13 protein-coding genes are annotated in these 13,593 nt (G+C 36.8%); 10 read left to right on the top strand and 3 right to left on the bottom strand.

The window, feature by feature from the left end; translation table 11 throughout:
- Positions 1-15: 15 nt before the first annotated feature.
- A complete protein-coding gene (locus tag HVN35_02800) occupies positions 16-951 on the bottom strand; it encodes a type II secretion system F family protein (GenBank protein ID NYB51481.1) in 936 nt (311 codons plus the stop codon).
- A gap of 183 nt (positions 952-1,134) precedes the next feature.
- Positions 1,135-2,148, bottom strand: a complete 1,014-nt coding sequence (locus HVN35_02795; GenBank protein ID NYB51480.1) for a M24 family metallopeptidase — start codon at positions 2,146-2,148, stop codon at positions 1,135-1,137.
- Positions 2,149-2,645: 497 nt separating this feature from the next.
- Between HVN35_02795 and HVN35_02790 the strand changes: the two genes are divergently transcribed.
- The 8 genes from HVN35_02790 (at position 2,646) to HVN35_02755 (ending at position 9,223) form a co-directional block, all read left to right on the top strand.
- Positions 2,646-3,251, top strand: coding sequence for a site-2 protease family protein (locus tag HVN35_02790; protein NYB51479.1), 606 nt, complete (start codon positions 2,646-2,648; stop codon positions 3,249-3,251).
- 56 nt (positions 3,252-3,307) lie between these two features.
- A complete protein-coding gene (locus tag HVN35_02785) occupies positions 3,308-4,501 on the top strand; it encodes a YcaO-related McrA-glycine thioamidation protein (protein NYB51478.1) in 1,194 nt (397 codons plus the stop codon).
- Between the two features lie 382 nt (positions 4,502-4,883).
- Positions 4,884-5,402, top strand: coding sequence for a hypothetical protein (locus HVN35_02780; GenBank protein NYB51477.1), 519 nt, complete (start codon positions 4,884-4,886; stop codon positions 5,400-5,402).
- 463 nt (positions 5,403-5,865) lie between these two features.
- Positions 5,866-6,207 (top strand): peptidyl-tRNA hydrolase, encoded by a 342-nt coding sequence (locus HVN35_02775; GenBank protein ID NYB51476.1) that lies wholly within the window; start codon positions 5,866-5,868, stop codon positions 6,205-6,207.
- 103 nt (positions 6,208-6,310) lie between these two features.
- The gene (locus HVN35_02770; GenBank protein NYB51475.1) at positions 6,311-6,955 is read left to right on the top strand and encodes a delta 1-pyrroline-5-carboxylate synthetase; all 645 of its coding nucleotides are present in this window, start codon (positions 6,311-6,313) and stop codon (positions 6,953-6,955) included.
- Complete coding sequence (locus HVN35_02765; protein ID NYB51474.1) at positions 6,956-7,117, top strand: DUF1610 domain-containing protein; 162 nt, start codon at positions 6,956-6,958, stop codon at positions 7,115-7,117.
- A gap of 228 nt (positions 7,118-7,345) precedes the next feature.
- The gene (locus HVN35_02760) at positions 7,346-7,615 is read left to right on the top strand and encodes an elongation factor 1-beta (protein ID NYB51473.1); all 270 of its coding nucleotides are present in this window, start codon (positions 7,346-7,348) and stop codon (positions 7,613-7,615) included.
- Between the two features lie 360 nt (positions 7,616-7,975).
- A complete protein-coding gene (locus HVN35_02755) occupies positions 7,976-9,223 on the top strand; it encodes a tripartite tricarboxylate transporter permease (protein NYB51472.1) in 1,248 nt (415 codons plus the stop codon).
- Positions 9,224-9,473: 250 nt separating this feature from the next.
- On the opposite strand, the gene HVN35_02750 is transcribed toward HVN35_02755, so the two are convergent.
- On the bottom strand, positions 9,474-10,457 hold the full coding sequence (locus HVN35_02750) for a 50S ribosomal protein L11 methyltransferase (protein ID NYB51471.1): 984 nt from the start codon (positions 10,455-10,457) through the stop codon (positions 9,474-9,476).
- 59 nt (positions 10,458-10,516) lie between these two features.
- On the opposite strand from HVN35_02750, the gene HVN35_02745 reads away from it, so the two are divergent.
- Together HVN35_02745 and HVN35_02740 are read left to right on the top strand one after the other, a co-directional pair.
- Positions 10,517-12,139: a CpaF family protein gene (locus HVN35_02745; protein NYB51470.1), complete on the top strand. Its 1,623-nt coding sequence runs from the start codon at positions 10,517-10,519 to the stop codon at positions 12,137-12,139.
- A 148-nt stretch (positions 12,140-12,287) separates the two neighbouring features.
- Positions 12,288-13,394 (top strand): type II secretion system F family protein, encoded by a 1,107-nt coding sequence (locus tag HVN35_02740; GenBank protein NYB51469.1) that lies wholly within the window; start codon positions 12,288-12,290, stop codon positions 13,392-13,394.
- The last annotated feature ends 199 nt before the right edge of the window (positions 13,395-13,593 follow it).

The following is a 13,593-nucleotide window of genomic DNA, read 5'->3' as shown; positions in this document are numbered from 1 at the left end:
AAACACTCCTCATTATTAGATTCCCAAGAGTAGTGAGGGTGCAAAGGTTATGACCACGTAAAATAGACCATATGCCACAGGCATCAGGAGCAGAGAGAATTTAACACCTTTTTTGGCACTACCATAAAGCACGATCCCCATTAAAATACCTGCAATTGCTGAGTGTATGATAATATATCCCGCAGCTCCAATGGATGCAGCACCTAATAGGGGATTGGGTTTTCCCAAAGATTCGATGAAAGCAGAATAAGACATTGCCATTCCCAGTGCGAATGGAGCGGCAATGACAGCTGCAATCAATAGGAACATAACTGACATCATAACATTGGCTCTTCTTTCCCTCTGCAACGCTAAAATAGCCCTTAAATCTTCTGCAACTGTTTCAATGACATCTGCAAGGCTACCTCCAACTCTCCTACCTTCAATAATCATTCTAAAAGTTCTGTCGAGTGTTTTGGATTTAAGACGTTCTCCCATTCCTAATAATGCATCTTCGAAGGTACTGCCTATTTTTATCTCAATAACCGCCCTTTTCAGTTCGTCTGTTAATGGACCTTCACCATGTTTGGATATATCTTCCAATGCAGTTTCAATACCAATACCTGATCTGAGAAGTGATGAAATCTGCCTTAAGAAATCAGGAGTACTCTGTTCAATTGCGTCTACTCTGCGTTCCATCATAAAAAAGAGCCATATGAATACAAGAGCACCTGGGGCAATTAAACCCAGAATAAGGCCTATAAATGGGTTTGCATTCAGGAGTGTAAATGCAATCAGAGCTATAATGCCTAAAAATAGTCCTGCACCACCAATCAGGGTTAAAAGATCAGATGCCTTAACGTACATCCCAGAACGAATTAGTGTTTCCTGCAGACGAACTAGGAACCTGTCAGGAAATATATTGTCAATACTATTGGATATGGGGTTAAGAGCAGAAGGTATTATGGCCATTTTTTCACCTAAGATAAAATATACTTATAGCTTTATTAGTATATTATGTTCTTGTATATAATATTATGCTCCCATTATATATTATTTGTTAATTTAATGTTTATTATGTGTGGTTATGATGTCATAGGGTATTCCTGATGTTTAAGTGCAACTTGGAAGTTGAGGATGGTTTCAAGATATTTATTAGAGGAATATTTTTTGAGGAAGACGGGTTAACACTTGTGCTTTATTTTTAATCAAAATCATGTCTTCAACTCGGATTCCAAACTTTCCTTCAATATATACTCCAGGTTCAACTGTCACAATCATCCCTTTTTCAAGTTTTTCATCACTTTTCATGGATAAAGATGGTTTTTCATGAATCTCAAGACCCACTCCGTGACCTGTTGAATGAATAAAGTTGTCTCCATAACCATAATCTTCAATAACTTCTCTTGCCACTTTATCAATATGGGATGCCTGTACACCTGGCCTGATATTTTCAATGGCTTCTTTTTGGGATTCTAAAACTATTTGGAAAATTTCTTCCTCTTCTTCACTTTTTATCAGGGTACGAGTGATATCAGATTTGTAGTTCTGATGATGAGCACCCCAATCAATCATTACAGGAGATTCTATTTTTTGTGATGATGATGAAGCATGGGGAAGACTTGAGCGTTGTCCGCTAGCCACAATGGTCTCAAAAGCAGGCCTCACAGAACCTGCAACTCGCATATTATACTCCAGTTGCGCTGCTAAATAATCTTCACTAATATTTAAATTGGAAAAATCAAGTTTTTTAAAGGAATCCTCAGCAATTTTGATGGCTCCTTTAATTTTTCCCACTTCTTCTTTGGATTTAGTTGACCTCACCCTCTCTATAATATCTGTAACTCCTATAGTGGAATTTTCAAACAGTTTCCTGCAAAATCCAATACTCATGGAGTTTTCAACAAACACTTTACTCTTTCTTTCACTTTCCAACCTTTTTTTAAGGTCCTTTACGGATTTATACTCTGCCACAGGAAGGCATGATTTTTCCTGAGCCTCTTCCAAGTCCATCTTGGAGGACAATAGGAGAGGTTCTTCTTTTAAAATTAAAACTGATGCACTAGATGGCATAAAATCAGTTACATATCCGATATTCTCGGGTTTAATAACAATGAATATTTCCATTGTTTCTTCTTGCATTTTTTGCAGTATTTCCTCAAGCTTCATAGTCTAAATCCGGTTTTAATGGTTTATGATAGTTTATTGGTTATTATAAATATAAATTAACGACAATTATAATATAATAGGTGTTTTCCAATTTTCTATTATAATTTTTATCTTCGGCTGTATCTTTCCTTTTTTGAATTTTAATTAGCTGGAATCCTTATAATAGAAATTAATAATCTGAAAATCCTTAAATATCATCTGGCAGTTTGATATTTCATATCCATATTCCTATTAATCCTGTATCTTTATATTTCTTAATTAGCAAATCCTCTTTTATAAATGTGATTTGAGATGTGGAATAATGGAAAAAAGTTAAAATAATACTTTTTTGATTGATATGGAAAATTAGTTGATGAATTTAGTTGAATAAACAATCTGTAAACATGTTTTTCAATTTTAACCAATTATTTAGGATTAAAACTGCTCTTAAAAGCACATTTTTTCTAGAATAAAATTGTGGAATGATTTATAAATGATTAAGGATTCTTAATAATATTATGGTTAACTTCACTTCCCGTGAGATTAGGGACATAATAATCTCCATGCTGGTTATTGCAGGAGTTTTTGCTTATGTATTCAGAAACATCAATCAAGGAGATTTCATATCATTAATTCCTGTAACTTTAGTTGCTGTGGGATCTGGATTCGTATTTCACGAGCTGGCACATAAATTTATGGCTATAAGGTACGGTTTTTATTCTGAATACAGGATGTGGGTTGAGGGATTAGTCCTGGCCATAATATCTGCCGCATTTGGATTTGTATTTGCCGCACCTGGGGCGGTATACATCCACGGGGAATATATATCTCGTGAGGAAAATGGGAAGATATCTCTTGCTGGACCATTAACTAACATAGCACTGGCGGTAATATTCTTCATTCTGATACCATTCGTGTCATTTTCTCCCATATTGTCCTTAATATGTGGGCTTGGATTCACCATTAACAGTTTCCTTGCTTTTTTCAATCTTCTACCCCTATTTATGTTGGATGGGGCAAAAGTTTTAAAATGGAATCCCGTGGTATGGGTAATCACTGCAGGAATTGCTTTCATCATGATGGCTTACCCTTACCTTATCTCTTATATGAGATTAGCCCTTTAACAGCTAATAGCTAATAATGATTCAAAGGATACCATACACTTTAAAAAAGGATTAACATGTTTAAAGAGATTCCAGTCAAATACTTTGCCGGCACTCACCGATGCCGAGACCCTGAAGAAACCATAAAAGAAGTGGAAGGAAAACTCAGGACAGCAGGGGTTACCAGAATAGCGGAAATAACTCATTTGGACCGCATCGGAATACCGGTGTATTCTGCTATTCGTCCAGGCGCTGCTGAAGGTGCGGTGAGTATTTACGCAGGAAAAGGAGCCACCAAACCTCAAGCCAAGGCTTCTGCCATGATGGAAGCATTTGAAAGATATTCTGCAGAACAACAGGAAAAAGACAATGAAAAGATAATTAACGGTTGTTTTAAAGAACTGGATGGATGTGTGGATCCGGATTCTTTAATATTACCTTCAGGGAGTGCTCCAGCTGATAAAATAAATATAGATTGGGTAACTGCAGTTAATGCAGGGAATGATGAGGAATGCTTGATACCTGCCAATGCAGTTTACCATCCTTACCAACCGGATAAAGGAGAGTTTCTTTTTAAATCCAATACAAATGGACTGGCATCAGGTAACGTCTTGGAAGAGGCAGTTTTCCATGGTATAACCGAGGTTGTGGAGAGGGATGCCTGGAGTATTTTCGAAGCTTTACGTGAGCCTAAACCAGAAGTCAATTACCAAAATACTGAAAATCCCCTAATACAGGATATAAGTTCTAAATTTAAAAAAGCAGGCGTTGATGTTAAACTGGTGGACCTTACTGCCGATGTGGATATAACCACCATGGCGGCAGTTTCAGATGATACGGTACTTAAAGATCCTGCTCTTTTAACCCTGGGAGTGGGCACGCACCTGGATCCTGAAGTAGCAGCCATACGCGCTTTAACAGAGGTGGCCCAGAGCAGAGCCACACAAATACATGGAACTCGTGAAGACACTACTCGGGCGGTATTCATGCGCAAAGCAGGATACCAGCGTATGAAAAGGATAAACAAGCACTGGTTCGGAGAATCCGAAGATGTCATTGACATTGCTGATGTAAAAAATAAGGCTAAAAAATCATTCAAAGAGGATATTGAAACTTCTCTGAAACTACTGAAAAAATGTGGATTTGAAGAGGTATTATACACAGATTTAACCCGGCCAGAAATAAATATTCCAGTGGTAAGGGTTGTTATTCCAGGTATGGAAGTTTATTCAGTAGATGTGGAGAGAATTGGCAAAAGACTCAAAAAATAGATTTTTTGCAATGACATGGGTAAAATGGGTGAAAGGAGATTTAAGAAGTTAAGTCAGTTAATGAAGTCTAGGGGGATTAAAGTAATTTTAAAAGTAATTTATGAGTGAATAAATCAAAGTGGATAAGAATGAACTGATTTAAATTTTTAAAAAAAAACACAGTTCAAAAGAATTATATAAATAATTTAAGTAATTATTATAAAAGTAATTGTTATTATAAGAAAAAGCATCGTAATAATGCATTATAATAAAATATTACGCTATTTGCATATTACAAAACTATATGCGTTTAAAAATTCCTGAAATGATTTTTTAATTTCCTGTGATATAAAAATTGATTTAAAATGGGGGGATTAAAGTAAAAAGACATTCATTAATGTTAATGGTAATGGCCGTCATGGCTGTAGTGGTATTTGCATCTGGATGCACTAGCAATGTTTATAAGACATACAATAGTAATGGGATCAGTTTTAACTATCCTTCTTCCTGGGATGAACTTTCACCGGATCAATTAAATTTGAAGGTGCAGGGAAATACTGAAGTACTGGCAGCAGTGGTTGATCCCAACAGTGTCCAGAATAACAACTACCAAATATTGGCCTTCTTCCAGCAATTAACAACTACCACCTCTCTGGCTGATGCAACTGCTGCCAACGTAGCGGATATCCAGTCTGCAGGCGGGCAGTTGATATCTGAAAAAGAGACTACCATCAACGGACTAAGTGCTAAAGATATCACCTACACCATAAGCACCACATCAGGAGTGGCTAAAACAGAACGTCTTGTTGCTTTGCAAGATGGTAACAATCTTTACTACATCGTATGCAGTGCACCAACCCCGGATTTCAATGCACAAAAATCAAACTTTGATTTAATAGTAAACAGCTTCACAATTGAATAGCAGAGAATTGGAAAAATCAAATAATTATCTATTCTTATTATCTTCATGTGTTGTGTAAGAATGGATTATATCTAATTCAAGAATTCCACATGTTTATATTAAATTAAGCATCGAATCTGGGATTAAGGTCATATATCTTAGAATTATCTTAGAATTATATAGCGTATCTTAGAATATTATTAATAAAATCACAGAAAAGCAATCACAGAAAAGCGGATATTTTAGGTGTTGGATTACATAGATTAGAAAATCCATAATTATTCAATATTACTCAATAAGTAGATCATTTTAGGATATAGATTTAATTTGAAACTATTTACTAATCTATTGATTAATATAATGGAATTATTTACAAAGAAATATAATTATTCAATATGTATCAAATGAGTTCTTTAGATGTTCTTTAGATTATCCCAACTTTAAATAGATTTTAAAGATTTTCCTTTTTTCATTGGTGAAGAAAATGAAACAAGTAATTGTGATGAGAGCAGACCTGAAAATGAGTAAAGGTAAATTAGCAGCCCAAGCGTGCCATGGGAGTTTAGGGGCTTACCAAAGGGCTGATGATAAGATTATCAGAGAATGGGAATCTGAAGGTGGGAAAAAAGTAGTAGTTCAAGTAAAAAGTCAGGAAGAACTTTTTGAGGTTTATGAACTGGTTAAAGCTGCAGGTATTCCATGCTACCTGGTAAAGGATGCTGGTCACACCGAACTACCTCCATCAACCATCACTTGCCTGGGTATAGGGCCTGAAAAGGATGAAATAATAGATAAAATAACTCAGGATCTTAAACTGTTTAAGTAATTACTATTTTACAATCTTATTTTTTTATCATATCCATGAATTAATAAGAACTGAATTTCAATGAACTAATAGGATCTAAAACCTACTTTAAAGGAGAATGGTTATGGAATGGGTGGTTAAAATAGGGGGAAGTCTTTTCCCAGATTATTCAATAAACCTGGCCCGAAAACTGGTTGGTAGAGATGTTCTGGTTATCTGTGGTGGAGGAGATTTGGCTAACCAGATCCGGAAATACCATGAAAAAATAAATTTATCTCCCTCAACCGGTCATTGGACTGCAATTTTATGCATGGACATTCTGGCCATGATCTTAACGGACAAAATCAGGGAATCAAAAGCTGTAAAATCATTGGAAGAAGCTGAAAATGTTATAAAAAACGGTAAATTACCTGTATTAATTCCGTCCACCATTCTTAAAGAAAGGGATCCTCTGGAGCACTCGTGGAGAGTGACTTCTGATTCTATTGCATTATATATTTCCCACCTGCTTGAGGCGAAACTATTAATAGCCACTGATGTAGATGGTATATATACACATTGTCCATCATCAGATGGCGCACAATTCATCAAGGAAATAAGTGCAAAAAAACTTCTAAATTTTGGTGAAACTTCACTGGATGAGAGCTTTGCTGAGCTTTTACTTAAATATAAAACCAGCTCATATGTTGTGAATGGTAAACACCCTGACAGGGTCATATCCTTATTAGAGGGGCATAGCTCTTTAAGCACGTTTATTGGAGGAGATTAAATGGAAAAAATAGAATGTACATCATGTAAACAGGAAATATCTCCTGTAGAGACTTATGTAAAATTTGAGTGTCCTGAATGCGAAGAAATACTGTACAGATGTCAGAAATGCCGGACTTTCGGCCATCTTTACCAGTGTAAGTGTGGATTTAGCGGTCCATAAATCTTTAAGCCATATTAAAACCGTTTAAAAATAGAATAAATCTTAAAAACCCTAATTTTCTGATTTACCCCATTATTATAAAATCATATTATTAGTAAGCCTAATAATGGTGATAAATTTTTAAATGGGAGTTTTTCAGATTTTAACCTTCTGGTTTTATATTTAAAGAGAATATTTTAAAAACTAATTTAGATTTTCATGAGAAAAATAGGATAACGGAGGAATTAGATGGGTGAAGTAGTAGCAACCATTAAGTTAATGCCAGAAAGTCCTGAAGTGGACTTAGCTCAGATTAAGGAAAATGTCGAAAAATCAATACCTGAAGGAACTGAACTCCACAAAATTGAAGAGGAACCAATAGCCTTTGGCCTGGTGGCCTTAAATGTTATGGTAATTGTGGATGATGGTGAAGGTGGAACTGAAAAGGCAGAAGAAGTCTTTTCCCAACTCGAAGATGTTGCCAGTGTGGAAGTAGTTGACGTCCGCAGGTTAATGTAAGAAAGTGATAACCGTTCCATTATTTTTTAGTATTTTTCAAATTTTTTAATTTTATTCCTTTTTAATTCAATATTTGTATTCTAATAACTGAACTTGCTTTAAAAAAGCTTTATTAATTTTTATTTAATGAGACCGCACCATAATTAATGTTTAAAATAATAAACTTGCTTTTTTTTAATTTAAAGTCCTGATTATTTTTTTTCTGGCTGATTTTGAATATGGGGCATTCCCTTAATGGATTGGGGTCCATGACTAAGCTAAGATTAAGGTTGATGTTTCTGAGGGTGTAGTAGAGAAATATTTATTAATACTTTTAAAAATATTATTAATAATAAATTAATTTAATGGGGGTTGATTCTTATGTTTGAAATCATCTTAGCATGTATAATAGGGGTCTTATGCGGTGTTGTTACTGGTTTAATTCCAGGTATTCATGTGAACACTGTGGGAGCTTTTGTATTTTCAGCATCAACTTTTCTATTATATTCCTATTCTCCAGAAGTTCTGGCAGTATTCTTACTTTCCATGTCTATTTCCCATGCATTGCTGGAATTCATCCCCTCCATGTTTTTAGGTGTCCCAGAAGAGGGAACTGTTCTCTCAGTAATGCCTGGACATCATCTCTTACTCCAGGGCCGAGGAAAGGAAGCCATTCGTCTGGTTTCATTAGGTGGTTTCGGAGCTATGATGATAACTATTCTTCTCCTTCCTCTTTTTATGGTAGTATTGCCCTTTTTATATGGCTTGTTAAAGCCATACATCTGGATTATTCTATCGGTTACAGTGGTTTACATGCTCTACCGTCTGAGTCGTGACTTCAAATCTCTGATTTGGTCCACAATTATCTTTCTTTTTTCAGGTATTATGGGTTGGACAGTTCTGAACTCCCCCCTTTCAGCAAGTGTTGCACTTTTATGTCTTTTTTCCGGGCTTTTTGGAGTGAGCACTCTTCTTCACAGCCTATCCGAGGAATCTGTGCTCCCTCTCCAAAATAAGGATCATCATCTTGAAGTAAACAAAGATATTATCAGAAGTGTATTTTCAGGTGGAATTGCAGGGAGTATTCTGGGGTTTTTACCGGGAATGGGTCCTGCACAGGGCAGTTTACTTGCCCAGGAGTTAAGTGGGGGTAATGACCTAGAAAACCAGAGAGAGGGATTTTTAGTGGCCATGAGTGGTGTTAATGCATCAGATGCTCTCTTTTCACTGATAGCAATATATTTAATTGGGAATCCTCGCAGTGGCATTGCAGTATATGTAAACCAGATACTGCAGGGACTGGATTTCAACCACCTTCTAATAATGATATTCTCATCCATAACAGCAGTGTCCATATCAATGGTTCTCTGCATAAAATTAGGGGACTGGTTAAGTCATTCCATGCAAAAATTAAATTATAAAAAGTTATCATGGGCAGTTATCATTTTCATGAGCTTTTTAGTGGTCATTTTTGCAGTTATGGAACATGCGAATCTAATTTTCGTAATGTTTATTTATGTGACATCCATTGCAATGGGACTTTTACCTCACTACTTGGACATTAACAAATCCCATCTAATGGGTGTGCTTATAATTCCTGCAATTGTGGTTTACATGGGAATTACATAAATTTAGCTAATAGCTAAATATACGGCTTAAAAATTATATGGATTTAAAATGAAGAGAATGGTCTAAGAGGGATTCATGAAGTTTTCACCTAATTTGATGGCTTATATGATTAAGTGAGTTATTAAGAATTTCAAAGCATTTTATAGGTATAACTAGGCTTAAATGTCAATTATAATGTTTATAATGAATTTTATAGGTTTTAAATAAATCATTGAGACATGCATCAAGATTAGCTTCACATTTTACTAGCTTAGATAATAACAACTTCCTGGCATAGATGCTTTATGGCGTTTTCAAAGTTTTTGGTGTCCACTCCAGGGAAAGTGTCCACCAAACACAAATCAAATTTGTCATTTAACACAGATCCAAGCTTTAAAACATCCAAACAATAAACTTCCCCATATTCACCTTGTGCAATTAATCCTTGTTTGTTTCCAGTTAGATTTAATGGAAAACCATTAACTTCCAGGTTAAGGGCAGTGGTACGGGCTGCAGGGTACCAAATGTCATTGAAAACCACTCGTTTAGCTCCTCCTTTAAGTGCTGCTATACCCAGAGTCCCAGGGCCACAGGTACAGTCCAAAACTGAAGGATGCTCATATTTTCCTAATACTTTTTTTAAACGTATGATTTTGGGGGATACAGGTTTAGGGAATTCTATATGGATATCTCCCTGATTTTTGCAAATGTAAATTGCTCCAAATGGTGTCTGCACAATGTCCAGACGCAGGTCACAGCCCGCCAGGAGTTGGTATGTATGTGGAGACGATTCAGAGTTTTTAATACCCACCGTGTCTTTAATATCACCTTTAAGCACTCCTTTAACTTCTGGAACTTGGCTAACAATCCTTTCTGCACATTCACGGCTGATTTCAGGGGAGAGTATCACCAGAGTATCTTCATCAAGGTAGGGTGCTGAATTTAGAGGATATGCTGGAGTAATTAGAGGAACACAAGTTTCTCTTAAGGTGGATCTTTCATCTTTCAGCCCATCTTCCTGCATGATGTTGAGAATGTGGGCAATCACCACATCCAGATGCCTACGTCCGCAGGAACATCTTCCCCAGTCAGCATTGATTTTTTGAGCTGGATCTAATTGTTCAAGCAATGGTTTAAATTTCTTAAAATTCCATTTCTGACATTTATCACAGGGAAAATAAAAGTAGTCAATATTCTTTAAGAGGGAGATGGATTTTTTTATACAATCATTGTTGCATTTGCACTTTATGTCCATATACTTAAATATTTGATACTCTATATAAATAACATTAGATAATTTATAACTGTGAGAACATGAAGGACAAGCGCAAGGAAATACTGAAGGATCTTTTGGGAGAGTTTGGTTCTGAAGAGGAAAATGAAACTGTTGTCCAAGAAGAGGATTTCTCTATACCTGTTGAAGAAAAAGAACCTCTAATTCCTGATGAAGAAGATGAAGAGGAATTCACCCTGGATAAGATAATGAAAAAACCGCCCAAGCGCACTAAAAAGGTAAGAAAATCTGTTTCTAAAGGTTTAAAGGCGGAAATTATCGAAGAAGGGTTGATACCCAAGTACAATGTGAGTGTCCCTCATTTTTCAGATAAAGAAGAAATGATTTTTAACGAAGTCCGGGAGAAACTGGTGGAAGTAGCAGTTTCTCAGGGAGAAGAATTCAATATAGATGAAGATTCATTTATAGGTGAAGTTAAGCAGTTCCTGCGAACCAGAGGGGTTCGAGATGTGGAGCGGCTGGCTACTCAGATATCTCAGGTGATGTTGGGATACGGAAAACTGGATCCCATGATCAAGGATGATGATCTGGAAGAGATCATGGTTATTGGTACTGGCAGTAGTGTATTTGTTTATCACCGTAAGATCGGGATGATGGTTACCAATGTTGTTTTTGATAGTGATGATGACATCCGCTCCATAATAGATGTTATTGCACGGCAGGTGAACCGTCGCATTGACCAGCAAACCCCCATATTGGATGCTCGTCTTAAAGATGGTTCCAGGGTTAACGCCACTCTTCCCCCGGTTTCTGCGGATGGACCCACACTCACCATCAGGAAGTTTAGAAAAGACCCACTCACTGTGGTGGATTTAATCAACTTCAAAACCATGTCCTCCCACCTTGCAGGTTTCCTATGGGTTTGCACAGATGGTATGGGTGTGAAACCATGTAACGCTATAATCGCCGGTGGTACTGGTTCTGGTAAAACCACCACACTAAACACCATTGCTGCTTTTGTACCTCCTCGTGAGCGTATTATTACCATTGAGGATACTCTGGAATTGCAGTTACCTCACACTCATGTGTTGCGTATGGAAACACGCCCTCCTAACATTGAAGGTAAGGGTGAACTCACTATGGATACCCTGGTGAAAAACTCCCTCCGTCAGAGGCCCGACAGAGTAATTGTGGGTGAGGTTCGTGGGGCGGAAGCCATAACACTATTCACTGCCCTGAACACAGGTCACTCGGGAATGGGTACCCTTCACTCCAACACTGCCCGGGAAACTATAACTCGATTAATTAACTCTCCCATGAACGTGCCTAACATAATGATTCCAGCACTGGATTTTATCATAATGCAGAACAGGATGTACAGGGCTGAGGGCGGATCAATCCGTAGGATAACTGAAGTTGCTGAGGTTGTGGGAATGGAGGAGGGTAATGTCCAACTCAACCGTGTATTCGAGTGGAATAATGTTACGGATAAGGTTGAATATGTGGGAATCGCCAGTCAGACACTCCGAGAAATGGCTGAAATGAGGGGTGTGGGCATGACTGAACTTGAAGAAGAAATTGAAAAAAGAAGGCTGGTTCTGGAGTATTTAGCTGATAACAACATACGTTCCATTGAGGAAGTAGGGCGATGTATTAATAGTTACTACAAAGATCCTGATGCCATGCTGGATAGAATTCTTTAAAATAATACATAAATCAATCAATTCATCTAAAAACAAAACTAAAGAAACAAGAAAGATAAATAAAGATAGAAATCCCATTAATATGAGTAGAATACAGGGCTAAATTAGGGATAATAATAATGAATCTATGCACATATGTGGTGATCTGATGGTTTTTGGCGGCATAAAGGAGATCTTCAACCGTATTGGTGATTTAACAGTCAACTCCAGTCAAAAAGTAGGGGGTGGTGTTCAGAAGGTGAGTGAAGGGGTGCAAAAACCTGTAAAGAAGATAAGAAAAGTTCAAAAACCAAAAATTTCCACACCCACATTTAAAAGAGAATCCAAACCTGAGATAAAAGAATTTGATTCCTCTGCCATCAAACCATCTCCTAAAGTTATTAAAAAGAGGGGAATGGAGAAGGATGAAATTGCTATTTTCAGGGATCTCATTGACCAGAAATATGAGAGAAAGGAAAAACCAGATGAGAAAGATAAAGCTAAAAAAGCAGCTGTACGCAAAGCATCTTTGGAAGAATTACTTAAAGAAGAAGAAAAACCAGGACTTGACCCCAAACTGATATTAATTATAGGGGTATTTTCTTTTGCAATTGTTTTCACCATCATAGTTATTTTAGGATTTGGTGTCGAAATAGGATTAGTATTTGGTATTATTATCCTGCTAATGACCATGTTCATTGTGTACCTGCCAAAAATAAAGACTGGGGGTCGTTCTACTGCAGCTTCCAAGGAACTTCCCTTTGCTCTGCGACAGATGGCAACTGAATTAAGGGCAGGGATAGGTTTGCATGATAGCATGCGTTCGGTAGCAATGTCTGGTTACGGTCCTTTATCAGAAGAATTCGCCAGGGCATTAGAGGAAATAAAATATGGAGAAACCACTGAAAAAGCCCTCATCGATATGAGTGAAAGGATCGATTCTGAGGGACTTACCCGAGCAGTATATCAGATTACCCGAACACTCACCAGTGGTGGGGATCTGGCCAAAACTCTGAGTGTAATTGCTGATGACACAGCTTATGAAATGAGGATGAAACTAAAGGATTATGCCCAGAAACTCAACTCATTCACCATGATATACATGTTTGTAGCTATACTGGGTCCAGTCATCACCATGATCATGCTGATTGCTGCTTCTACAGTTATGGGACCAATTGTCCCCCCTATGCTTCTATTAATAATGTATCTATTCTTATTCCCAGCTATAGTAGCCTTCATGGCCTTTATGATAAAAAGGTTGGAACCCAAAGTTTAAATTATCATATTTTTTTATTTTTACAAGTCAAATCTAATATAATTAGTTTTAAGGGCTTATTGTATCATGATATGCATAGTTTATTAAAATCATAATTTTTTCTTTATTTTAAATTTTATTTTTTTTAATCGGTTTGGGCTTAAGACGAGTATTCATTATAATATCAATGATGTGTCTAAGTAAGGTCTCGTATGTATTG

It is taken from the genome of Methanobacteriaceae archaeon, from assembly GCA_013403005.1.
Taxonomy (GTDB): Archaea; Methanobacteriota; Methanobacteria; order Methanobacteriales; family Methanobacteriaceae; genus Methanobacterium.
This window is presented reverse-complemented; position numbering and strand designations above follow the sequence as displayed.

Coding starts and splice junctions, on each gene's coding strand:
- HVN35_02800 (NYB51481.1), bottom strand. CDS start 951: ATGGCCATAATACCTTCTGCTCTTAACCCCATATCCAATAGTATTGAC.
- HVN35_02795 (NYB51480.1), bottom strand. CDS start 2,148: ATGAAGCTTGAGGAAATACTGCAAAAAATGCAAGAAGAAACAATGGAA.
- HVN35_02790 (NYB51479.1), top strand. CDS start 2,646: ATGGTTAACTTCACTTCCCGTGAGATTAGGGACATAATAATCTCCATG.
- HVN35_02785 (NYB51478.1), top strand. CDS start 3,308: ATGTTTAAAGAGATTCCAGTCAAATACTTTGCCGGCACTCACCGATGC.
- HVN35_02780 (NYB51477.1), top strand. CDS start 4,884: ATGGTAATGGCCGTCATGGCTGTAGTGGTATTTGCATCTGGATGCACT.
- HVN35_02775 (NYB51476.1), top strand. CDS start 5,866: ATGAAACAAGTAATTGTGATGAGAGCAGACCTGAAAATGAGTAAAGGT.
- HVN35_02770 (NYB51475.1), top strand. CDS start 6,311: ATGGAATGGGTGGTTAAAATAGGGGGAAGTCTTTTCCCAGATTATTCA.
- HVN35_02765 (NYB51474.1), top strand. CDS start 6,956: ATGGAAAAAATAGAATGTACATCATGTAAACAGGAAATATCTCCTGTA.
- HVN35_02760 (NYB51473.1), top strand. CDS start 7,346: ATGGGTGAAGTAGTAGCAACCATTAAGTTAATGCCAGAAAGTCCTGAA.
- HVN35_02755 (NYB51472.1), top strand. CDS start 7,976: ATGTTTGAAATCATCTTAGCATGTATAATAGGGGTCTTATGCGGTGTT.
- HVN35_02750 (NYB51471.1), bottom strand. CDS start 10,457: ATGGACATAAAGTGCAAATGCAACAATGATTGTATAAAAAAATCCATC.
- HVN35_02745 (NYB51470.1), top strand. CDS start 10,517: ATGAAGGACAAGCGCAAGGAAATACTGAAGGATCTTTTGGGAGAGTTT.
- HVN35_02740 (NYB51469.1), top strand. CDS start 12,288: ATGGTTTTTGGCGGCATAAAGGAGATCTTCAACCGTATTGGTGATTTA.